The sequence below is a fragment of the Micromonospora inaquosa genome (assembly GCF_003857055.1).
GTDB classification, from domain to species: Bacteria; Actinomycetota; Actinomycetes; order Mycobacteriales; family Micromonosporaceae; genus Micromonospora; species Micromonospora inaquosa.
Genome location: NZ_QGSZ01000255.1, coordinates 1 through 22,096 on the forward strand (window position 1 = coordinate 1; position 22,096 = coordinate 22,096).

Annotated in this window: 18 protein-coding genes and 1 pseudogene; 7 read left to right on the forward strand and 12 right to left on the reverse strand. The window is 70.3% G+C overall.

The features are described from left to right. The 7 genes from DLJ59_RS22635 to DLJ59_RS37940 all read right to left on the reverse strand — a co-directional run. The coding region (locus DLJ59_RS22635) for an ATP-binding cassette domain-containing protein (protein WP_148096961.1) at nucleotides 1-710 on the reverse strand (710 nt) is incomplete at its 3' end. Beyond that, nucleotides 707-1,732: an ABC transporter ATP-binding protein gene (locus tag DLJ59_RS22640; protein WP_124774618.1), complete on the reverse strand. Its 1,026-nt coding sequence runs from the start codon at nucleotides 1,730-1,732 to the stop codon at nucleotides 707-709. The genes DLJ59_RS22640 and DLJ59_RS22635, both read right to left, overlap by 4 nt. Then, nucleotides 1,729-2,616 (reverse strand): ABC transporter permease, encoded by an 888-nt coding sequence (locus tag DLJ59_RS22645; RefSeq protein WP_124774619.1) that lies wholly within the window; start codon nucleotides 2,614-2,616, stop codon nucleotides 1,729-1,731. Before DLJ59_RS22645 ends, DLJ59_RS22640 begins: the two co-directional genes overlap by 4 nt. Then, nucleotides 2,613-3,569, reverse strand: coding sequence for an ABC transporter permease (locus DLJ59_RS22650; RefSeq protein ID WP_124774620.1), 957 nt, complete (start codon nucleotides 3,567-3,569; stop codon nucleotides 2,613-2,615). The genes DLJ59_RS22645 and DLJ59_RS22650 overlap by 4 nt, the downstream gene beginning before the upstream one ends. 6 nt (nucleotides 3,570-3,575) lie before the next feature. Next, the gene (locus DLJ59_RS22655) at nucleotides 3,576-5,252 is read right to left on the reverse strand and encodes an ABC transporter substrate-binding protein (protein ID WP_124774621.1); all 1,677 of its coding nucleotides are present in this window, start codon (nucleotides 5,250-5,252) and stop codon (nucleotides 3,576-3,578) included. Nucleotides 5,253-5,368: 116 nt separating this feature from the next. After that, a complete protein-coding gene (locus DLJ59_RS22660) occupies nucleotides 5,369-6,580 on the reverse strand; it encodes an MFS transporter (RefSeq protein WP_124774622.1) in 1,212 nt (403 codons plus the stop codon). A 151-nt stretch (nucleotides 6,581-6,731) separates the two neighbouring features. Further along, nucleotides 6,732-7,313, reverse strand: a complete 582-nt coding sequence (locus DLJ59_RS37940; RefSeq protein WP_124774623.1) for a TetR family transcriptional regulator — start codon at nucleotides 7,311-7,313, stop codon at nucleotides 6,732-6,734. Nucleotides 7,314-7,378: 65 nt separating this feature from the next. Here DLJ59_RS37940 and DLJ59_RS22670 point away from each other — a divergent pair, with 65 nt between their 5' ends. Then, the gene (locus DLJ59_RS22670; RefSeq protein WP_124774624.1) at nucleotides 7,379-8,074 is read left to right on the forward strand and encodes an NAD(P)-dependent oxidoreductase; all 696 of its coding nucleotides are present in this window, start codon (nucleotides 7,379-7,381) and stop codon (nucleotides 8,072-8,074) included. Nucleotides 8,075-8,232: 158 nt separating this feature from the next. Here DLJ59_RS22670 and DLJ59_RS22675 read toward each other — a convergent pair whose 3' ends face one another. The 4 genes from DLJ59_RS22675 to DLJ59_RS22690 all read right to left on the reverse strand — a co-directional run bounded on the left by DLJ59_RS22675 (nucleotide 8,233) and on the right by DLJ59_RS22690 (nucleotide 17,839). Continuing rightward, a complete protein-coding gene (locus DLJ59_RS22675) occupies nucleotides 8,233-12,267 on the reverse strand; it encodes a discoidin domain-containing protein (RefSeq protein WP_124774625.1) in 4,035 nt (1,344 codons plus the stop codon). Between the two features lie 161 nt (nucleotides 12,268-12,428). Next, nucleotides 12,429-14,213: an alpha/beta hydrolase gene (locus DLJ59_RS22680; protein WP_124774626.1), complete on the reverse strand. Its 1,785-nt coding sequence runs from the start codon at nucleotides 14,211-14,213 to the stop codon at nucleotides 12,429-12,431. A 111-nt stretch (nucleotides 14,214-14,324) separates the two neighbouring features. After that, nucleotides 14,325-15,311, reverse strand: a complete 987-nt coding sequence (locus tag DLJ59_RS22685) for a LuxR C-terminal-related transcriptional regulator (RefSeq protein ID WP_124774627.1) — start codon at nucleotides 15,309-15,311, stop codon at nucleotides 14,325-14,327. A 608-nt stretch (nucleotides 15,312-15,919) separates the two neighbouring features. Beyond that, nucleotides 15,920-17,839 (reverse strand): Na+/H+ antiporter NhaA, encoded by a 1,920-nt coding sequence (locus DLJ59_RS22690; RefSeq protein ID WP_425271451.1) that lies wholly within the window; start codon nucleotides 17,837-17,839, stop codon nucleotides 15,920-15,922. 296 nt (nucleotides 17,840-18,135) lie between these two features. On the opposite strand from DLJ59_RS22690, the gene DLJ59_RS22695 reads away from it, so the two are divergent. The 5 genes from DLJ59_RS22695 to DLJ59_RS22715 are packed head-to-tail and all read left to right on the forward strand — an operon-like array spanning nucleotide 18,136 to nucleotide 20,695. Next, complete coding sequence (locus DLJ59_RS22695; RefSeq protein ID WP_124774629.1) at nucleotides 18,136-18,534, forward strand: YbaB/EbfC family DNA-binding protein; 399 nt, start codon at nucleotides 18,136-18,138, stop codon at nucleotides 18,532-18,534. Next, a complete protein-coding gene (locus DLJ59_RS22700) occupies nucleotides 18,521-18,865 on the forward strand; it encodes a type VII secretion target (protein ID WP_124774630.1) in 345 nt (114 codons plus the stop codon). Before DLJ59_RS22695 ends, DLJ59_RS22700 begins: the two co-directional genes overlap by 14 nt. Beyond that, nucleotides 18,862-20,007 carry a WXG100 family type VII secretion target gene (locus DLJ59_RS22705; protein WP_244236170.1) on the forward strand — a complete coding sequence of 382 codons (1,146 nt, stop codon included), beginning with the start codon at nucleotides 18,862-18,864 and terminating at the stop codon, nucleotides 20,005-20,007. The genes DLJ59_RS22700 and DLJ59_RS22705 overlap by 4 nt, the downstream gene beginning before the upstream one ends. Then, on the forward strand, nucleotides 20,007-20,291 hold the full coding sequence (locus DLJ59_RS22710; protein WP_124774631.1) for a hypothetical protein: 285 nt from the start codon (nucleotides 20,007-20,009) through the stop codon (nucleotides 20,289-20,291). Before DLJ59_RS22705 ends, DLJ59_RS22710 begins: the two co-directional genes overlap by 1 nt. A 59-nt stretch (nucleotides 20,292-20,350) precedes the next feature. Beyond that, nucleotides 20,351-20,695 (forward strand): hypothetical protein, encoded by a 345-nt coding sequence (locus DLJ59_RS22715; protein WP_124774632.1) that lies wholly within the window; start codon nucleotides 20,351-20,353, stop codon nucleotides 20,693-20,695. 186 nt (nucleotides 20,696-20,881) lie between these two features. Here DLJ59_RS22715 and DLJ59_RS22720 read toward each other — a convergent pair. After that, nucleotides 20,882-21,421: pseudogene (locus tag DLJ59_RS22720) on the reverse strand (DnaA ATPase domain-containing protein); the annotation flags it as partial. Here DLJ59_RS22720 and DLJ59_RS37945 point away from each other — a divergent pair. Continuing rightward, on the forward strand, nucleotides 21,310-21,681 hold the full coding sequence (locus DLJ59_RS37945) for an arginase family protein (protein WP_279635772.1): 372 nt from the start codon (nucleotides 21,310-21,312) through the stop codon (nucleotides 21,679-21,681). The pseudogene DLJ59_RS22720 and the gene DLJ59_RS37945 overlap by 112 nt on opposite strands. Nucleotides 21,682-22,096 lie beyond the last annotated feature (415 nt).

Consider the following 22,096-nt stretch of genomic DNA (forward strand, 5'->3'; position numbering starts at 1 on the left):
GCGAAGATCCGCTCGCGGCTGCCCGTCTCGACGAGTTGACCCAGGTACATGACCGCGATGTCGTCCGCCAGGTACTCGACCGCGGAGAGGTCGTGGGTGATGAAGAGGCAGGCGAACCCGATGTCGCGTTGCAGGTCGGCGAGGAGGTTGAGCACCGACGCCTGCACTGACACGTCGAGCGCGCTGGTGGGTTCGTCCGCGATGAGCAGCATCGGCTCGGAGATCAGTGCCCGCGCGATGCTGACCCGCTGGCGTTGCCCGCCGGACAGCTCGTGGGGATAGCGACGGGCCACCTCGGCGCGCAGGCCCACCCGTTCCAATTGGGGAGCGACGCGGGCGTCCCGGTCACGCCGGGAGATCCGCTTGCCGGCCAGCCGCAGTGGCTCGGCCACGATCTCGCCCACCAGCATGCGCGGGTCCAGCGACGCGGCCGGGTCCTGGAAGACGATCGACACCGCGCCGCGATGGGGGCGCAGCCGCCGCCGGGACAGGTGGGTGACGTCCGTGCCGGCGATCCGCACCGTTCCCGCGGTCGGCTCGACGAGGCGCACCACGCATCGGCCCACTGTCGACTTTCCGGAGCCGCTCTCCCCCACCAGGGCGGTGACCCGGCCGCGCGCGATGGTCAGGGACACCCCGTCCACGGCACGCACCGGGCCGAAGTGCATCACCAGGTCCGCGATCTCCAGGGCGTTCGGCTGCGGCGTCATCGGTTCGCCTCCTGAGCTGCCGTCGGTGCGGTCGGTGCCGTTGTGCAGGGGTGCCAACAGGCCGCGACATGGTCGGTGCCACCGATGCCCTCCAGCGGCGGGGCGGCCTCCCGACACTGCTGGTCAGCGGCCGGGCATCGATCCGCGAAGGTGCAGGCGTCGGGTTGGCTCGCCAGCACGGGCACCAGCCCGGGGATCTCGGTCAACCGGTCCGTGCCGGCGTGCCGGCCCGGCTGCGGTGACGCCGACAGCAGGCCGGCCGTGTACCGGTGTCGTGGGTTGGCGAACAGGTCGTCCACCGGCGCCCGTTCCACCACCCGGCCCGCGTACATGACGACGACGCGGTCCGCGATGTCGGCGATCACGCCGAGGTCGTGGGTGATGATGAGGACGCTCGTGCCGAGCTGGTCGCGCAGGTCCCGCAGCACCTGGAGGATGCCGGCCTGGACGGTGACGTCCAGCGCGGTGGTCGGCTCGTCGGCCACCAGCACCTTCGGGCCGCAGGCCACCGCCATCGCGATCATCACGCGCTGGCGCATGCCGCCGGAGAGCTGGTGCGGATAGCTGTCGACCCGAAGGGCGGCGGACGGGATCCCGACGAGCGTCAACAGCTCGACGGCGCGCGCCCGCGCCGCCCGTCGGGACATCCGCTCGTGGACCTGGAGCACCTCGCCGATCTGCCGCCCGACGGTGAGCACCGGGTTCAACGAGGTCATCGGCTCCTGGAAGATGTAGGCGATCTCCCGGCCGCGGACCCGACGAAGCGCCGACTCGCGGGCCCCGATCAGCTGCGTGCCGTCCAGGCGTACCGAACCGGTGACCCGGGCGCTGCCCGGTAGCAACCCGGCGATGCTCATCGCGGTGACGCTCTTTCCGCACCCCGACTCGCCCACCATCCCGACGATCTCCCCGGGGGCGAGGTCCAGGCTGACCCCGTCGACCGCCGAGACGGTGCCGGTCTCGGTGGGGAACGACACCGACAGGTCGCGGATCTCCAGCACGGGCGCGGAGGCCGTGGTCATCGCCGGTCTCCCTTCGGGTCGAGGGCGTCGCGCAGGGCGTCGCCGAAGACGTTGAACGCCAGCGCCAGGCCCATGATCACGACGCCGGGAAGGACCGCGGCCCACGGTGCGCGGGCCGCGAACTGCTGGGCGGTGGCCAGCATGGTGCCGAGGCTGGGCGCCGGGGGCTGGATGCCGAGGCCGAGGAAGGAGAGCACCGCCTCGCCGAGGATCGCGGCCGGGATGGCGACCGTGGCCTGCACCAGGATCACCGACGTCGCGTTCGGCAGGATGTGCCGGGCCAGCACCCACAGGTCGCTCGCCCCGTCCACGACGGCCGCCGCGACGAAGTCGAGCGACTTGAGTCGCAGGGTGTCCGAGCGGACCACCCGGATCACCCCGGGGATCTGGGCGATGCCGATGGCCACCGCGGCGTTGCCGAGGCTGGCACCCCGGATCGCCGCCAACCCCACCGCCATGATCAGGAACGGGAACGCCAGCAGCAGGTCGGTGAAGCGCGAGATCACCGCGTCCCAGGCCCGGAAGTAGCCGGCCGCGAGCCCGAGCGGCACCCCGATGACCAGCGACGTGGCCACCGCCAGGAGCCCCACCTGCAACGACGCCCGCGCACCGAGCATGATGCGGGAGAGGACGTCGCGGCCGAGATCGTCGGTGCCGAGCAGGTGCCCGGCGGTGCCGGGAGGTGCGAAGGTGCGGGCGAAGTCGGTCTGGTCGACCGAGTAGGGCGCGAGCCAGGGCGACAGCAGGGCGATGACGCCCGCCAGCAGGAGCACGACGAAACTGACGACGGCGAGCGGGTTGCGTCGTAGCCGCCGCAACACGCGGGCACGCCGGGTGACGCTGACGGTGCCGGTCTCCGCCATCGGTACGGTGAGGACGGTCATGCCGGTTCTCCCGTCACCCGGATGCGTGGATCGATGACCGAGTAGAGCAGGTCCACCAAGAGGTTGATCACGATGTAGGCCGCCGCGGTGAGCAGGACGACGGCCTGGATCACCGGGTAGTCCCGTTGGAACACCGCGTCGATGGTCATCTTGCCGAAGCCCGGCAGCCCGAAGATCTGTTCGGTGACGACCGCGCCCGAGATCAGCCCGCCAAGTTGGAGACCCACCACGGTCACCACCACGATGAGGCTGTTGCGCAGGGCGTGCCGGGTGATGACGGCGCGCGGTCGTAGGCCCTTCGCCTTCGCCGTCCGCACGTAGTCGGAGGAGAGCGAGTCGAGCATCGCCGACCGGGTCTGCCGCATGATGATGGCGGCGAGGCCGGTGCCGAGGATCACCGCGGGCAGGACGATGTGGTGCAGGTTGTCCACGGGGTCCTCCAGGATCGGCACGAAACCGGAGGCGGGGAAGAGCCCGGTCGCCACGGACAGGTAGAGGATCGCCAGCAGCCCGAGCCAGAAGTGCGGCACCGACAGCCCGATCAGGGCCAGGCCGTTGGCGAGCCACTCCGCCGGACGTCCACGACGGACCGCCGCGAGCACCCCGGCGCCGACGCCGAGCGCCGCCGCGATGAGGATCGCCAGGACGGACAACTCGACGGTCACCGGCAGGGCGGTGGTGAGCATCGACGAGACCGGGGTGCCGGTGCGGATCGACACCCCGAAGTCGCCCTGCGCCATCCGCTCCACGTACTGGGCGAACTGCACCGGCAGCGGTTGGTCCAGCCCGTAGTGCTGACGGATGGCCGCCAGGGCCTCCGGCGACCGGTCCTCGCCGGCCAGCGCGAGGGCCGGGTCGCCGGGGAGCGCCCGTACGCCGACGAAGACCACGATCGTCGACAGCAGCAGGGTCACCGCCGACTGCCAGGCGCGGGTGAGTAGGTATCGGGCCACGACTACCTACTTGCCGAAGCCGGCGAAGGCCGCCCGGATGACGCCGTCCGGGTAGACCTGCAGGCCCTGGATCTGCTTGCTGACGGCGGTCAGGTTGCGCTGCCGGTAGAGGTAGATCAGGGCGTCGTCCTGCTGCATCAGGGTGACCGCCTGCCCGTACAGCTTGCGGCGCTGCTCGATGTCACCGGCCTGCCGGGCCTCGGTCAGCAGGGTGTCGAGCTGCGGGTTGCTGTAGCCGGCGACGTTCTGGCTCGCGCCGGTGCCGACGAAGTTGGTGATGTTGGCGTCCGGGTCGATCCGTCCGCTCCACCCCAGTTGCAGCAGCTCGAAGTTGCCGCGGTCCTGCTCGTCGAGGAGCGACGAGTACTCCACCGGGTTGATCTTCAGGTCGAAGCCGCCGTCCTTGACCATTGACTGCAACGCCTGGGCGAGGCGCAGCGTGTCGGGGGTGTTCGAGGCCAGCATCGTCACCGTGTACGGCGTCTGCACGCCGGCCTCGGCCAGCAGCTGCTTGGCCTTGGCGGGGTCGTGCGCCGGGCAGGTCTGCGCCTCGGGGGACGAGAACGTGCTCGCGGGCGAGATCGGGGAGCAGGCGACCGCGTGCAGACCGTTGAAGACCGCGTCGACCAGGGCCTTGCGGTCGATGGCGTGCTCGAAGGCCTGCCGAATTTTGGCGTTCTGGGCGAGGGGGCGGTTGATGGGCTTGGGGGCGGTGCCGATGCCGTCGACGTTGCCGACGTTGATGGTCAGGCCCTGGTAGCCGAGGGACTGGGACTGGAGGACGGAGACCGCCGCGTCCTGTCGGAGGGAGGCGACGTCCTGGGTGGAGACGGAGTCGGCCACCTGCGCGTCGCCGGAGCGCAGGTTGGCGGCGCGGATGCTCGCGTCGGTGAGGATTCGCCACGAGATGGCATCCAGGTGCACCTTGCTGGCGTCGTAGTAGTTGGGGTCCCGGACGACCTCGATGGAGTTCTGCGGCACCCGCTTCGCGAACTTGAAGGGGCCGACGCAGACCGGCGCCGAGGCGAAGTCGTCGCCGAGGCTCTGCAACGCCTTGGCGCTCATGATCATGCCGGCCCGGTCGGCGAGGGCGCCGAGCAGCGGGGCGAACGGCTGCTTCAGCCGCAGGACGACGGTCTGCGGGTCCGGGGTGTCGACGCCGTCGATGGGGCCGAGTTCGCTCTTGCGCGCCGACCGGGCGTTGGTGAGGTGCCGTTGCAGGGTGGCCTTCACCGCGGCTGAGTCGAACGCCGTCCCGTCCGCGAAGCGCACGCCGGACCGCAGCGGAATGGTCACCGTCCGGCCGTCGCCGCTCGTGGTGGGCAGGGCCGTCGCGAGCTGCGGTACGACCTGCGCCTGCTCGTTGACGTCGTAGAGCTTCTGGCACATCGCCTGGAAGACGTAGCGGGAGTAGAGGCTTCTCGACAGCGTCGGGTCCAGCGCGTCGGGCTCGGCGGAGAGGGCGATGACCAGTTCGCCGCCCTGCTTCACGGCGGCCGGGTCCGCGGGCGTACCGAAGGAGTCCTGGCCTGCCGACTGATCGCCGCCGGACGGGTCGCCGCCTTCGCTGTTCGACACCGGTGAGCAGGCGACGACCGTGCAGACGACGGCAGCCGCCGCCACGGCGGCCCGGAGCACCCGACGGCGGGGCAGGTTCGTTTCGCGGACGGAGAGGTTCGTCATGGAGAGCTCCTCGAGTGGGCGATTCGGGGAGCGTATGTTGTATACGATGTCCGCCGCAAGACCCTCGTGAACGGCTCGCCAGGCACCCGGGTGCCCTGAACAGGACCCGCCCGGTGTCAGATCGCGGGCCGCGTCCGGCCGCCTCGAACCAGGCTGAGCAGGACGACCAGCGCGAGCACCGCCACCACCGCGCTGAAGACCTCGCCGGCCGGGCGCAGACCGATCGTCTGGATCAGCAGACCGACTCCGACGGCGGGCACACCGAGCATGGCGAAAAGGATGGCGAAGAAGGTCGACACCGCCTCGGCCTGGTGCCGCGGTTCGGTCTTCATCGTGATCGTCGCGATGCCGTCGCCGACCGCCACCCCGGACGCGACCCCGACGAGCACCGCGCTGACGAGCAGCGTCGCCAGCGACGCCATCCACATGCTGAACCCGAGCAGGCCAGCCCCCACGACCAGGCCGACGCAGGCGCTGGCCAGCGCGGCGCCCGAGGACAGCACGCGGGTCAGCAGCTGACCGAACGCCGCGCCGGCGAACGCCACGAAGACCACCAGCGCGGCCAGGGTGTGTGAGGTCTCGTGCAGGACCATGCCGAGGAACAGCCCACTCACCGACGTGAGCACCCCGAGCGCGGCGAAACCCGCGCCAGCGGTGATCGCCGAGCGGACGAAGTCGCCGCGAATGGCCGCCGGCACGTGCAACCGCTGCACTCGCAGCGTCACCGGCGAACGCTCCCGCATCGTCTCCGGCACCCCGATCATCGCGAGGATCGCGATCACCGCCAGCACGAGCACGATGGCCCAGGGCAACCGGAGCGGCTCGGGCGCCACGTCCGACACGATCCCGGACAGCAGGGTGCCGGTGGCCAGGCCACCCAGGTTTGCGAAGATCGACACGGTGGCGGCACGCTTCGGGTGCCGGGGGTCGATCAGCTCTGCCAGCGCGGCGGTCGCCGCTCCGATGACCAGCGCGGCGGAGAGACCGGCGATGATCCGGCCCACGATGATCATCGCCAGGTCCACGGCGGTCAGGAACACGGCGTCGGCGACGACGGAGAGGAGCAGCGCGATGAGGATGACAGGGCGTCGGCCGATCTGGTCGGAGAGCCGACCGAAGACCAGCAGCCCGGCGACGACTCCCAGCGCGTACAGCGCGTAGACCACGGTCACTGTCAACGACGAGAACCCGAACTCCAGCTCGTAGAGCGGGTAGAGCGGGGTCGGCACGGTGGTGCCCACGAGCGTGATCCAGAACGCGAACGCGACCCGCACCGCGCCGGACGTGGACCGGGTCGTTGCGCCCCCGGCGCGGCTGGCGTCGGACATGATCACTCCCCCCGGGATCGGACCCCTGCCTGCGCGCCGCCGACTCCCGCACCCTCCCCGTCGCGGCCCCTGTCCCCGCGTACAGCATGGGTCTTGACCTTGGCGGAGATGCGGTAACGGCCCGAAACGACCGCATCAGGTGGCTGCGCGCTCAACCCCGGGCTCGGCCGGACAGGGCCGCCCGCAGCGCCGGTCCGAAGACCCGCCGGACGTCGACCGGGGAAAGCGCACCGATCGAGCGGATCGGGTTCAGGTAGCGCGTGAAGATCAGCCCACCGAGCACGCCGACCGCGGCGGTGGCACGTCGCGTCGCGTCGGGCCCGCCGAGAAATTCAGCGATGCGGAGGCGTAACTCACCGTCCAGGTAGTCCCGCAGGGCGCGCATCGTGTCGTCATCCTGCACCGCCATCCGGCTCTGCACCGGCCCGGTGGCGTCCCACAGGCCGGTGACGGAGTCGAGCAGGCGGTCGGCAAGATGGTCCCGGTCGCCCCGCAGAGCCTGGTCGAGCGCGGTGGGATCAACGCACAGCAGGTCCAGGGACTGACTGAAGAGGCCCTGCTTGGAGCCGAAGTGGTAACTGATCAACGCCGCGTCGACGCCAGCGGCGGCGGCGATGGCCCGGACCGTCGTGCCCGGATAACCGTGCTTCAGAAACAGCTCGCGGGCAGCCGCGGTGATGCGGGCCTTGGTGTCCGGGTTGCCGCGGGGCCGACCCCGAGTTTTATTCAACACGGTTGAATAGTGCTCTCCCCCGCTGGCACGGTCAACGCCGCCAACCCCCAGCGAGGAGCGAACACATGCGCACTGTCGTCTTCGGCGCCACCGGCCCCACCGGCCGTCAGATCATCGGCCAGGCCCTGGCCGCCGGCCACGAGGTCGTCGCGGTCACCCGCCGCCTACACGCCGTGCAACCCCGCCCCGGCCTCACCGTGGTCAGCGCGGACGTCGCGGACCCCGGCGCCGTCGACCGGGCCGTGGCCGGCGGCGACGCCGTTCTGTCCAGCCTGGGCGTCCCGCTCACCGCGAAGCCGATCACCGTCTACTCCCGGGGCAACGCGAACATCCTGGCCGCCATGGACCGCCACGGAATCAAGCGCCTGATCACCGTCAGCTCCAGCGTCCTGGATCCCACCTGGCGACCGTCCGGCGAGTTCTTCTTCAACAACGTGCTGGACCCGCTGTTCAACCGCAGGGCGGGCCGCACCGCGCACGAGGACATGCGGCGGATGGAGTCCCTCGTTCGCGACAGCGACCTGGACTGGACCATCACCCGGCCCTCCGGGCTGTTCGACCACCCGAGCGTCACTCACTACCAGGTGGCCGAGGACGTCGCGGACGGCCTGTTCACGGCACGCGCGGACCTGGCGGCGAGCATGGTGGCGCAGCTGACCGACGACCGGTACGTCCGACGGGCGATGGCGGTGATCACCACCGAGGTCAGGCCGAGCATCGCCGGTCTGATCTGGCGCGAGGCCATCATGAAGAAGAAGTGACCGTCCCGCCGCCCGGCGGTTGGTCACCGACACCGGACACCCGGCTCGGCGACCAACCGCCAGGCTCACGTCCAGCTATGCCGAGACGCTCGCGACCGCGAAGCGGCCGGGACGCGGTGGGAAGCGGCGCGCACGGTGCCGCTTCCCACCGCGTACACCTAGGAGTTGTATGCCTGCGCGGTCACCGTGACCTGGCGGGCGACGCCCGCGCGCGCGGGCCAGGAGATCCGCACCTCACGGGTCTCCCCCGGCAGCAACCAGAAGTAGTTGTCGTCGTAGCGGGCCGGCAGGACCCGCTCACCATGCTGGTCGCGCACGGCCAGCCGCACCAACGCGGCGACCGCACGGCCCTGGTTGCGGACCGTCGTGGTGACGGTGTTGCGCCCGTCCACCACGCGTACGCTGCCCGACGACGTCGACAGCCGCGTGCTCGGCAGGTCGGTGAGCGCCCGCAACTGCTCGGCCTTGTCATAGCGCCAGTAGGTGTTCTCCGCGAGCAGCCGGTCGCGGCTGTCGCGCAGCTCCAGTCGCACCAGGTGCAGCCCGCCACCGGCCGGCGCGGCGAGCGGGAAGACCGCCGTCGTGTCCGAGCGGGCCACGTCCACCCGCTGACGCTGGGGCGAACCCAGCGACCGGCCACTCAGGTCGTACCGTCGGGCGCTCACCGTGACCCCGCTCAGCGGCGCGGCGGTGTGGTTGACCACCCGGACCTGCCAGGTGCCCGGGTCGGCCTGGACGTGCACCGGCTCGCACCCCTTGCGGGCGCCGTAGTAGGCGCCGTTCACGTCGAGGTCGTAGTCGTAGGTCTGCCAGACAGTGCTGTGCCACGCCGGGTGCGACATCCACAGCAGCAGACCGGTGGCGTCCTGCCACAGGTTGGCGTTCCACGCCTCGAACATGGCGCGGTGGCTCTCGTAGTTGACGAACTGCGCCCGGGCGGCGAACTCGTCGAGCGAGTCGGACTCACCGAGCCGCGCGTCGATCGCCGCCTGGTACGTGCCGACGCGCTGGTTACCGATGGTCGACCAGTCGTGGTAGTTCCACACCTCACCGATCGGCCACTGCGGCGCGTCACCGACGAGGTTGCGCATGCTCTCGACGACCGGCACCACCGGCATGCCGATCTCGGTGTGGAAACCGAACGCGCCCGTGTCGTAGGTGTTCCTGTTGTTGTACGTCGCCGGCTCCACCCAGTGGTACGGGCCGTGGCCGCTGACGATGCCGCCGGCCGAGTTGGGGATGTAGAGGATCTCCGGGTGCTCGGTGGCCGCGGCCTGCTTGAGCCCGGCGTCCACGATCGGCGGCGGGTCACCCTCGTTCGCGCCACACCACACCACGATGCTCGGGTGGTGGCGGAACCGCCGGATGGTGTCGGCGGCGATGTCGACGTAGCCGGGCGGGTTGGGCAGGAACGCGCCCGCCTGCCAGAAGTCGTTCCACACCAGGATGCCCTGCTCATCGCAGGCCTGGTACAGCTCCTCGCGGTTGCTGCTGCCGAGCCAGTTGCGGATCATCGTGAAGTTCATGTCGCGGTGCATCTCGACGGTGTCGGCCAGCCGGTCGGGCAGCACCCGACGCAACAGTTCGTCCCAGCCCCAGTTGCCGCCCCGGGCGAAGACCGGCACGCCGTTCACGCTGATCTTGAGCTGGGTGACGGCGTTGCTGACCGACTTCACATCGGTCCACCGCTGCCCGTCGTCGGAGACCTGGATGACGAAGTCGCGCGCGTACGCCTGCTCCCAGACGATGGTCACCTGGTCGAAGCTGACCGGTGCGCCGAGGTCGACCTGGATCCACTGGTTGTCCTCGAACTTCGACGACCACCGGGTCCGCGGGTTGCCGTCGACGGCCCGGTCCGGGCCGTTCGAGTCGCTGTCGGACGACGACGCGGTGGCGGTCCTGCGCAGCGCCAGGTCGACGTCCGGCTCGGCCTGCCGCTGCACCGAGAGCCCCCACATGGACACGCCCCACGAGGTCGCCCGCGCACCGGTCTGGATGCGCAGGTGCTGGGCGGTCTGGCTGGCGAACATCTCGACCTGGGTGGCGCGGCTGCCCAGCGGGGTGTCGTTGCTGACCGCCTTCACATCGGTCCAGGCGTCCCCGTCGGCGGAGACCTGGACGCGGTAGTCCAGCGCGTACGCCTGCTCCCAGACGATGGTGACCCGGTCGAAGTCGACCGCCGCGCCGAGGTCGACCTGGATCCACTGGTTGTCCTCGGCCTGGGAGGCCCAGCGGGTCGCCGGATCGCCGTCGACGGCGTTGCCGGGACCGTTGCTGTCGTTCTCCGACGACAACGCGGTCGCGTCGCGGCGCAGGGCCAGATCCGGGCCGGTCCCGTCGGCCACCGACAGCGAGAACATCGAGATGCCCCAGCCGGTGGCGCGCTGGCCGGCCTGGATGCGTACGTGCCGGGCGTGCTGGCGGTCGAACGTGACGGTCTGGGTCGCGGCGCCGTCGACGAACTCCAGCGCCGGCCTGCCGGGGGGTGAGATGACGATCGGTTGGTGCCAGTCGTAGGCGAACTCGCGGACACCGAAGCGAAGCGCACGCCGGTCGCTGACCGAGCGGTTGACGGTGGCGGTGAGCGTGAGGTCGTACAGGTGCGGGTCGCCGTAGCCGTTGGGCCACCAGAGCCGGGGCTCGCGCAGCCGCAACGCGGGGAAGCGCTCCGGGGTGAAGGTGACTGTGGTGTTCCCGCCGGCGGGAACGGTCACGGTCGACTCGACGCGTACCCTGTCGAACTCCGCGTGGACGGTGACAGTGGTGGCGCTGGCCGCCGCGTTGCGGACCGGCACCCGGATGGTGACCTCGGCGGTGTCGGTGTCGGGCAGGTCGGGCAGCGTGGTCTGCACGTGCGGGTCGCCGATGACCACGGCGCCGGTGCTGCGCAGGCGGACGTGGTCCCAGAGGCCGGTGACCCGGTCGCGGACGGCGGGCATCCAGTCCCACCCGGACACCGCCAGGTAGGTCGGCGCGTCGAGGTAGTGGTGGGCCGACTGGAGGAAGGTACGACCGTCGGGGCCCTTGTCGCCGGGGGTGCCGGGATGCGGCATCGGGGTGACCCGGACGGCGAGGACGTGCTCGCCACGGTGACCGGCCAGCGCGTCGGTGATGTCGAAGGCCGCTCGCGCGAACGGGTGCGTGACGCTGCCGACCGCCACGCCGTTGACCCAGGCGGTCGCCTCGTGGTTGATCCCGTCGAACTCCAGCCAGATCCGTCGACCGGCCGAGGTGTCCAGGTCACGCGGCAACCGCAGCGCGCGCCGGTACCACCAGGTGTGCCGGGACAGCGCCTCCGGGATGCGCAGGTTGTTGAGGCCGGCCACCGGGTCGGGCAGGTGACCCTGCTCGACCAGGGTGCCCAGCACGGTGCCGGGCACCGTCGCCGGCAGCCAGGACCGGACGTCGACACCGGCGCGGGAGAGTTCGGCGCCGTCGGCGGTGCCTGCGAAGTCGTCCATCGTCAACGACCAGCCCGACTCCAGTGGCACAGTGCCGTCGGCGGCGACCTTCAGCTCGGGGGCCGGGCCGGCGTTGCCGCCCTCCCAACTGGTCCAACCCTCGGCCTTCGGCCGGCCGGCCAGCGCCACGCCGTAGACCTGGAAGCCGTTGAGGCCCACCGGGTTGCTGTTCGATCGCTTCGTGACGGTCATCCGGATCCACCTGGCGGTGACGGGTTCGGGCAGTTTGATGGTCTGCACGCCGCCCTGGCCCTCGGTGGTCTCGTACACCGACCGCCAGGCCCGGCCGTCGGTGGAGACCTCGATCCGGTACGCCGTCGCGGCGCTGGAGAGGATCTCGTCACCGTCGGTGTCGGTGTAGTTGCCGTCGAACGGCGCGTCGGTGAGCGTGGCCTCGAAGACCAGAGAGATGGCCTCGATCCGGCACGGCGCCTGAAGGTCCACCGCAATCCACTGTGGATCACCGTTGGCGGCACGCCAACCGCTCCCCCGGACGCCGACCTGCGGCAGGCCGTCCACGGCGAAGGTGGCGGGCGTCGGCGCGTAGTCGGTCGAGGAGACCGTCACCGGGCGGTACCGGGCAAGGTCGGTGGCGGTCGGGGTGGGGGGTGGCGGCGGCCCGGCGGCGGACGCGAGGGCGTCCGGCAGGACCGCGGTCACCCCGACCGACGCCAGCAGCGTCGCGCCGGCGGAGAGGAAGGTACGCCGCGAGATCGGCGATGGCTCGGACATCGTGCCTCCAGACGTGGCAACGTTGTCAGACGTGATCCGTGACAACGTTGTCAGATCGTGGTCCCCTGTTTCCCCCGAGTCAAGAGCCTGGGTCCACCGTGTTTCCACGACCACGCAGCGCAGGTGCGGGCGGCCGTCCACCGCCCGCACCCCCGGGCCGATCACTCCGGGTACGAAGGCCCCGGCTCGGTCCGCAGCATCCGCTTGAGCATGCGGTTCGCCGCCCGCATGTCGTCGGTGATCAGACGGGTCCGCACCGTTCCCTTGCCGGTCAGCTTGCCGCCCACCTCGAACACCTCCGTCTCGCCCGGCAGCGGCACCGCCTGGCAACCCGTGTACGTCTGGTCGGGCAGGCGGCCGTCGAGCAGGAAGGCGTACACCGGGTCGTCCACGCAGGGCGTGTAGTACGGGAAGACACCGTGGCTACCCTCGTTGTCGACGCTGATCATCGACGCTCCCGGCAGCTTCTTCGACGCCGCCAACGCACCCTCGTACGCCGTGGCGACATCGAGCTCGTCCTGGAGCATCAGCACCTTCGGGAAGGTCTTCCGGTCGAACGTCGGCATCCGGTTGCTCGTGGGCCAGTACGCGCAGGCGGGCGGGTTCTGCAGGTACGGCGCGACCAGCGGGGCGTCGCGGGTCAGTCGCCGGCTGAACGCGTTCCAGTATGCGACGCTGTCATTCCACTGCCCGTCCTGGCAGCGGATCACCTCGAAGACGTAGTCGATGTCGTAGCTGTACTCGTCCGCGGCCTGGACCAGCTGGGCCCGGTCACGCCGCGTCTGCAGTGCCGCCTCGGCGGAGACCCGCGCCTGCTCGATGTACGCCCGGCCATCGGCGGTGATCCCCGGCGCCGTGCGCAGCTTCGCGCTGGCGGCGGTGAGGATCTGCTCCGGCGTCCAGCCGTTCCACTCCTCGTAGTACTCGATCACGGTGTTCACGGCCGCCGCGGCGACCGGGTAGTTCTGGGTGTCGTAGAGAGCGCCGAGGATGAACCAGCCGAACATGAACGGGCCCATACCGATGCGGGTGCCGCCGGCCCGCTCGAACATCTCCCGGATCAGCATCGGGTCGGTGCCCCGGCCGTACAGGTCGTCGTGGCGTGCCATGTACGGCAGCAACTGCTCCTGGAACGCCCGGTCGCGGGTGAACGGCTGAAGGTCCCAGGTCTCCTGCAGGGTGGGCGAGCCGACAGCGGCCACCGAGTCGAGCACCATCCGGTCGGTGCGGCTTCCGAACGTCGCCGCGTACCAGGTGCCCAGCCAGGTGCCGTACGAGTAGCCGAGGTAGTTGAGCTTGCGCTCGCCCAGCAGCACCCGGATGAAGTCCATGTCGTAGGTGGTCTGCTCGGTGGTGATGTACTTCGTCAGCTCGGTGCTGCGACAGCCGGCCACGTTGGCCCGGGTGATCAGGTCATTGGTGTTGTCGGTGTCCCGGTAGGTGACAGTGCAGAGCAACGGGCTGCTCTGCCCGACACCACGCGGGTCGAACCCGATCACGTCGTAGTGCTCGGCGAGGGCGGGCGCGGACCGCGCCACGTACGGCGCCAGCGACAGGCCGCTGCCGCCGGGGCCACCCGGGTTGACCAGCAGGATGCCCTTGCGGTCACTGCCGGAGGCGACGGTACGGCTGATCCGGACCTGGATCGTCTTGCCGTCGCCGGGGTTGTGCCAGTCGCGCGGCACCGTGACCGTCGCACAGGTCAGCCGCAACTGCGCCTCGTCCTCGGCGCTGACGTCGGGCAACCCGCAGGGCTCCCAGGAAAGCCGTTGGGTGGCGAGCGTCGCGGCCAGGGCCGCGGTGTCCGGCTCGGCCGCCTTCGCCGCGGCGGCCGGGGTGCCGGCCGTACCGCTGCTCAGGACGGCCGCGACCAGTGTCGCGGCGAGGATGGCGGCCGGCCGGCGCACCCGGTGTGGGTGGCGCGAGCTGGTCGTGAGGTGGGGCATCGTCCCGTCCTCTCGTGGAGCTGATGATCGAGTGGCTCCACCCTGGACCAGGAGTGTTTCGCGGCGGCGGTCTCCGGTTGACGAAGACCGGCCATGGCATGATCCGGCCAGTCACAACCAGCCGCGGCGGCTGGCCTGCACGCCGAGCTGGAACCGGCTGCGCGCGCCGAGCAGTTCCTGCAGGCGACTGACCCGCCGGTGCACGGTCCGGTTGCTGACGCCGAGGTCGCGGGCGATGGCCTCGTCGGTGAGGCCCGCGGTGAGCAGGGCGAGCAGCCGCTGGGTGGCGGCCGTCGGCTCGGCGTCCGGCTCAGCGGCGTCGGTGGTGGTGTGGATCGGCGCGCCCAGTCGCCAGAACACCTCGAACAGTTCGGAGAGCCCGTCCAGCAGGCGGGAGCGGTGCACCAACAACGCGTCGGTCTCTTCCCCACTGCCGCGCGGCAGGATGACGAGACCGTGGTCGGAATCAGTCAGCACCATCTTCAGCGGCAACTCCGGGAAGACCCGCGCCTGCTCACCCGCCGCGACCGCGGCGCGTACCGCCGCCAGCATCGCCTCGTCGTGCAGCAACTCCCCCTCGTAGACGCAGCGATAGCGCAGGCCGCGACGCAGCCCGTCGTACTGGACCTCCTCCGGCACCCGGGCGGTGTCCCGCAGGTACGGCCCCCGCTCCAGACCGCGTACCTCCGTGCGGGCACCGGCCTGGAGCTGCCGGAACAGTTCGCGGGCGGTGTGCTTGCCCTCGACGACCTCGACGAACGCGGCGCCGGTGCCGTGGACCGCGCTGTACAGACCGGACAGCGCCTCCGCGGCGGCGCGGGCCCGGGCCGCCTCCATCTCGCGCTGGGCGGCCCAGCTCTCCAGCGCGGTTCGCGGTGGCCGCAGGTGCAGCACACCGGCGCTGTCGCGGTGCACCGCCCCGCTGCTCAGCAGCCCGGCGAGCGCGCGAGCGGCCCGTGGCGGCGCGGTGGACAGGAACTCCCGCTGCGGCACGGGTGCCACCCGCAGCAGGTCGCGGTAGACGTCCGCGACGTCCGACGTGATGGGGAGCGGTCCCGTGTCATGGTCAGTGGCCACGCCGGGAGGCTCGGTTGGCATGCCGGGGATCGTAGAACGCGAGGCTGGCGGCGGCTCAGCGGGGCCGGACGCCGCCTGCCGCTGCCGCTGGTCGTGATCGGAATCGGCGTCGGAATCGGAATTCGTCAGGACATCGCGATTCTGGCCCAGGACATCGCGGTTCTGACCGTCACACACACCCGTGCCGGCTCCGCCACCGACCCGACGACGGGCCTCCGGGACTCCGGGACTCCGGGGCCCCTGCGGCCCCGCGGCCCTGCGACCCCGCGGCCCTGCGGCCCCGCGGCCCTGCGGCTCCGGGGCGGCAGGCTTAGCAGGTTGCCTCTGGAGCTGATGCCACAAACGATTCAGGCCACCGACACCACCTGGCCGGCGATGCCGCAAACGATTCAGCTCCAAAGGCAACGACCGCCACCTTCTCCCCTCGGTCCACGGCTCGGCCCAGAGATGCCCACCCACACGGCAGCGCCAGCACGGCCGCCGATCACACCCGAACGCCCGCCGGCGGCTCAGCCGTCGATCCGATGGCGCCACGAGCCACGAGCCACGAGCGCCGGGCACCGAGCGCCGGGCGAGGCGTCATCCGTACCCGTCGACAACCTGGCCCGGTGACGACCAGCGCCCGGCGGTCAGCTCGCCGGGCCGCCCGCGCGGTGCTCGGGATCGCGAGGGCGGTACTCGGGGCGGAGCTTCGCGCTCGCGAACGCCGCCTTCACCGCCGCCGAGAGCGCCGCGATGTCGTACGCGCCGTGGTGTCGACGGCCGTTGATGAAGAAGGTCGGGGTGCCCGTGACGCCGCTGAGGTCGGCGGACTCGACGTCCTCGGCGATCCGGTCCACGCCCATCCGCTTCACCATGTGCTCCCGGAACCCGTCCAGGTCCAGGCCGAGCTGTTCGGCGTAGCCGAGCACGTCGGCGGGGTTGAGCGCGTCCTGGTGGGCGAGCAGCAGGTCGTGCATCTCCCAGAACGCGCCCTGCTCCCCCGCCGCCTCGGCGGCCTCGGCGGCGAGTTGGGCATGCGGGTGGACATCGATGAGCGGCAGGTGCCGCCAGACGTACCGGACGTTGGCGAAATCCGCCAACAGCTCGCGGACCACCGGCTCGGCCTGCCCGCAGTAGGGGCACTCGAAGTCGCCGTACTCCACCACCGTCACCGGCGCGTCAGGCGACCCGCGCAGGTGGTCGCGGTTCGGATCGACCGGCAGCATCAGGTCGACGATCCCCTCGGTGACGCCCAGCAGCGCCCGTGACCGCCGCGCCGGCGAGAGCCGCCCGACGGAGTGGAACACCAGCCAGGTGACCAGCGACGCGCCGAACGTCGCCACGATGATGCCGAACTTGGCGTCGTCCAGGGCCGGGCCGTGCAGGGCATGGGTGGCGATCAGGAGCGCGACGGTGAACCCGATGCCGGAGACCGTGCCGACCCCCAGGACGGCGAGCCAGCCGACGGGCGGCCGGAACCGGTTGCCGCTGAGCCGGGCCACCAGCCACGCGGTGAGCACGATCCCGGCCGGTTTGCCGACGACGTACGCCACCACGACACCGACCGTCACCGGGGAGGTCACCGCCCTGGCCAGCAGCTCGCCGTCGATCACGATGCCGACGTTGGCCAACGCGAAGAGTGGCACGATCAGGTAGCTCGCCCACGGGTGGTACAGCGTCTGCAGCCGCTCGTTCGGCGACAGCGCCGAGCTGAGCCCGGCGCGGGCCACCCGCGCCAGTTGTGGGGTGGGCTGCTCCCGGAAGAGCCGGAACTGGTCGCTGGCCCGCTGCAGGTCGCTGCGGCCGGGGGCGTACGCGTAGGTCAGCAACCCCATCACCAGGCCCACCGCGACCGGATCGACACCGGACATCGAGACGGCGAGCCAGGCCGCCACCCCCAACAACGCGTAGACCGGCCCGAACTGCACACCCCACGCCCGGACGAGCAGGACGACACCGAAGATCGCCGCCGCGACGACCAGCGCCGTCAGCGAGGGATGGTGCGGGTACGCGATGGCCAGCACCGCGATCGCCACCACATCGTCGACGACGGCGACGGTCAGCAGGAAACCCCGCAGGCGCTCCGAGAAGCGCGGCCCGAAGACGGCCAGCGCGCCGAGCGCGAGCGCCGTGTCCGTGGCCATCACCGCACCCCACCCCGCCGCTGTGGTCCGCCCGGCGTTGATCACGAGGTAGATCGCGATCGGCACGAGCATGCCGCCGACCCCGACCAGGATCGGCAACGCCAGGCGACGCCGCTCCCGCAACTCGCCGATGTCGAACTCGCGGCGCAGCTCCAACCCAGCGACCAGGAAGAAGATCGTCATCAGGCCGCTGTTGATCCAGGTACGCAGGTCATGCGACACGTTCCAGCCGCCGAGCTGGAACGAGAGGGTGGTGCTCCAGACCGACTCGTACGACGACCCGTGCAGATTCGCCCAGCCGAGGGCGACCACCGCGGCGATCAACACCACCCGCGCGCCGCCGGTCTCGGTACGCAGGAACGCGCGCAGCGGAGCGTTGAACCGCCCCTCCCAGGCCGTGCGGCTGGTCCAGCCCCGGCGCATGTTGTCGCTCGTCACGGGGACAATCTTCGCCGACCTGACCGTCACACGGTTCGGATTGCTACTCCTCCCCGGCGACGGCGACCGCGAATGCCTCTCCCACTGCGCGCCGATCTTGCGGTTTCGGTGGTCAAGATGCGGGAGAATGCGTCATTTGTCGCCACAGAAATTGCAAGATCGCGCGTTGAGGGGCACCCTCGCCGACCACCTTGGCAGGCATGCACGCAGCGGCACCGGTTGGTAACGTGCCGGTCATGTCGCCGGTTGCCGCCGGCAGCGGTCCCCTGGGGAGGGTCGACATGTGGGCGGACGACGCCGCGCTCGACGCGGCGGAGCGCCGGCTCGACGAGTGGGAATCATCGCTCGCCGAACGGGCGGAACGAGCCAGGACGCTATCGACGACGATGCGGAACCTGACCGGCACCGCCCGCAACGCCGACCGGACGGTCGAGGTCACCGTCGACTCGACCGGCCTACTGATCGACCTCAAGCTCGACGAGGGCACCCGCCAACAACCCGCGACCCACACCGCCCGGCAGATCCTGGAAACCACCGCCGACGCCCGCGCGGACCTGCTCCGACAGGTCACTGCCGCAGCTGAGGAAACGCTCGGCGACGACGCGAGCGCCCAGGCCATCATCGACTCGTACCGCAGCCGGCTTCTCCCCGACCGGGGATCGAACGATGCCCGCCGGTGACGGCATCCAGGTCGACCCGGACGACCTGACCGCCCACGCCGCGCGCCTCGACCGCTGCGCCGACAGCCTCGACACCGCCCAACACGCAGGCCAGCACGTCCGCTTGGGCGCTGACGCCTACGGGCAGCTCTGCGCGATGATGCCGGTGCTGCTCGACGGCCTCCAGCAGGCCCTGGTCGACGGCATCGGCGCCGCCGCCGTATCGGTCCGGGACACCGCCGGCAACCTGCGAGTCGGAGCGGACCGCTACCGAAGCTCCGACGCCCACGCCAAACACCTGCTCGACAACGTGCGGCAGCACCAGCTCGACGGGGCGCGGCAGCACCAGTGACGTCGAACCCGCTCGTCGCCGCCGCTGCGGACACCCCGCCCAGCGCCTGGGCGGGCGTGTGGATCTGCGAGGACATCGAACTCATCGCGCAGGGCGTCCGCAACGGCAGTTGGATCGACGGCAGCCTCGGCGTCGTGAGCGCCGGCCTGGACGCCCTCGCCCTCGTCTCCGACCCGGTCGGCGCCCTGCTCCAGTACGGGATCGCCTGGCTCATCGAACACGTCAAGCCGCTCAGTGAGGCGCTGGACTGGCTCGCCGGAGACCCCGCGCAGATCACCGCACACGCCCAGAGCTGGCGCAACGTCGCCGGGTCACTGCGCGACGACGCCGCCGAACTGGCCCGCGCCGTCCGCAACGACGTCGCCGGCTGGGGCGGCAGCGCCGGCCCCGCCTACCGAGCCTGGGCCGCCGAACAACAACAGGCCATCGCCGGCCTCGCCCAGGGCGCCGACACCCTGGCCGCGATCACCGAAGGCGCCGCCGGCCTGGTCGCCGCCGTCCGGCTCCTCGTCCGCGACGCCATCGCCACCTGCGTGTCCCGCATCATCACGTACGCCGGCGAACTCCTCATCACCGGCGGCCTGGCCGCGCCGCTGGTCGCGGAGCAGGTGACGACCTTGGTGGCGTCGTGGGGTGCGCGGATCGCGCGGCTGTTGCGCGGGTTGCTGGCCAGCCTGCGGCGGTTGATCCCGGAGGTACGCCGACTCGGCGACCTCATCGAGAAACTCAAGCAGGTCCTGGGCCGACTCAGGGGATCGCCGGTAGACCTCGGCGACCTCAGTCGGGTTCGCGGTCGAGGCGCTGGTCCTCGAATGCCGATGAACACAGAATCGGTGACGACTATTGCCGCGAAGTACGGGATTGATATCTCCGACATCCGGCTCACCGTCAATAACCGGGTGTCTGGTGTGTGCGGGCTGACGAAGCCCGACGAGTCGGTCATGCTCTGTCGAGAAGCCTTCCGGAGCGAGGAGGACCTTGCCCGTACCCTTGAGCATGAGCGGTTCCATGTCGCCGAACTCCGGCAAGGGCACCCGTACCCAGCCAGCCGTCATGAGATCGACGCATTCGAGGATCGAGCTTATGCGCATGAGGAACAGTGGTGGACCAACCATTCGGTCAGACCGGAAGGAGCGCGTTGATGGCCACGTTCGATGAGTGGCTGACGGCGTACGACGTCGTCTATCGTGCGCTGCCGGCGACGTCGGATCTTGCCTGCCCGAACTGCGGGCACCGGACCCTACGAATCGTCTTCACGGCACGGCCAGCAGCTGCGGAGGGGTACGTCTCGTTCTGGTGCGACACCTGCCTGGAGGGGATCTACGTGTCCCGGGCGCCCGTTCCACCCGGAGTCACCGCCCGATCGACGGACGAGCCGAGCGAGGAACGCAACCGGGGCATCCCCGACTACCGCCTCGTGACGTAACGACTGTGCGCCTGTTAGGCCAGGGTGACCTGGTCCGCGAGCATTGATTGTGGGAACTAATGGCTGGCCTTATCGTCCTGCAACCCGGCGTCGACTGGACCGCAACCGGAGGGTTGTTCGACTGGACGCTAGAGTTCTTGATCTCCCGTCTCTCCGACAGGCAGACCGCCGACCACCTGCAGGAGATCGTCGACAACAACCTCGGGTCGTTGTGGATCGACGACTTGCCCATCGCAGCACAGCAGGAGATCGTGGGCCACTGGCGCAACGGCCTGGTGACGGCTGGCGAGCGACAACTTCCGGAGACCGAGCACAAGGTCGACGTCATCCGCCATCTTCAGGAACTGGTCGACACAACCTATTCGGCTGGGTTTCCCGGATCAGGCAGTATTGGTAGTCGATGACGCCGTGCGGTCCCATCACCGTAGGAGTTGGTCCAGGGCTCCGGCGACGTCGTGATCGCCTCAGACTTGAGGCATTCGGTTGAGAAGCGCCTGGTGTGCCGGCAGTGAGCCGTTCTGCGCAACGGGTCGATCACTGAACGTTGTCACGCGATTGTGAGGACTTCAATCCTTCCGCGGAATCGCGGTCGCGGTTCTCGTCTGGGGGTTCGGCGGTTGGATGTCTGCTAGAAGGCCCCACTCGAAGCGGGTCCGCAGGCGGTCATCCAGGGTGTACAGCTGGCGCGGGGATCGGTCGGAGCTGATGACGATCCGCTTGTCGGCGTTGTGCAGGGCGTTGAAGGTGTGGAGGACCTCCTCCTGCGCCCGGTCGCTGTTCTCTAAATGCTGGATGTCGTCGATCAGTAGGACGTCGACGTGGCGGTGGCGGCGTTGGAAGTCATGCGTCTTGTTGTGCCGCAGGGACTTGGTGATCTTGGCGAGTTGTTGGGACGAAACGTATTGGATGAACTGTGCGTTGCGGAGCATGGTTGCGTGCTGCCCGATCGCGTGCAACAGGTGGGTCTTGCCCAACCCCGAGCCGCCGAAGATGAACAGCGGGTTGTACGCCTTCACCGGTGCTTCGGCGACGGCGACCGCCGCCGCGTGAGCGAATCGGTTGGACGAGCCGACGACAAACGTGTCGAAGGTGTGCTCGGGGTGGCCCCAGTCCTCTTCCATGGGGGCACGTTAGGCCCGGACCCGCGCGTCACGCAACGCGCGCCGACGTCCTGGACAAGTCCGTCATGCCGGCGGTCGACTCCCCGATTCCGGACGGACTGTCGGTCACCGAACTGACCACGGTATTGGCGACCCTGTTGGCATCGCCGAACGCGGTCGGCATGCACGTGGGAATCTACGACCCCGAACTCGACCCGACGGTCCAGGTCGCGACGGCGCTGGTCGACGCCATCGTCAACGCGTTCGAGACCGCGAACAAGCACAATTGACCACGCCCGCCCCATGCCCGGGTGGTTGCCTACACGGCATGGGCCGAGACCGGCGCCCTCGCTGAACGCACCCGCGCTCCGGCTTAGGACTCCTCCATATCGGGCGCCGGCGCTGTCGGCGCACCGCCGACAGCGGTCTCTCACCATGGCTCAGGGCCCCGGCAAAGCCCTGAGGTGTCCGGCTTGATCGGGTTGAAGTAAACGCGCCCTTGCTGGTGGTAGCGGGGGGGCATGACCGGTTCAGAAGATCATCGAGTTTCCTACTCCTTGTGATCTGTCCGAAGTGACCCATGCCCGCGTTGACGAAGGTGTCTGATCCCCGGGCTCGGCGGTGTTCCGGCGGAACACATCGCCCAAGCAGTCGGGTTACCCATTCCGGGCCGTGACGGGGGTGTCGGTGGGCGCATACCGGACC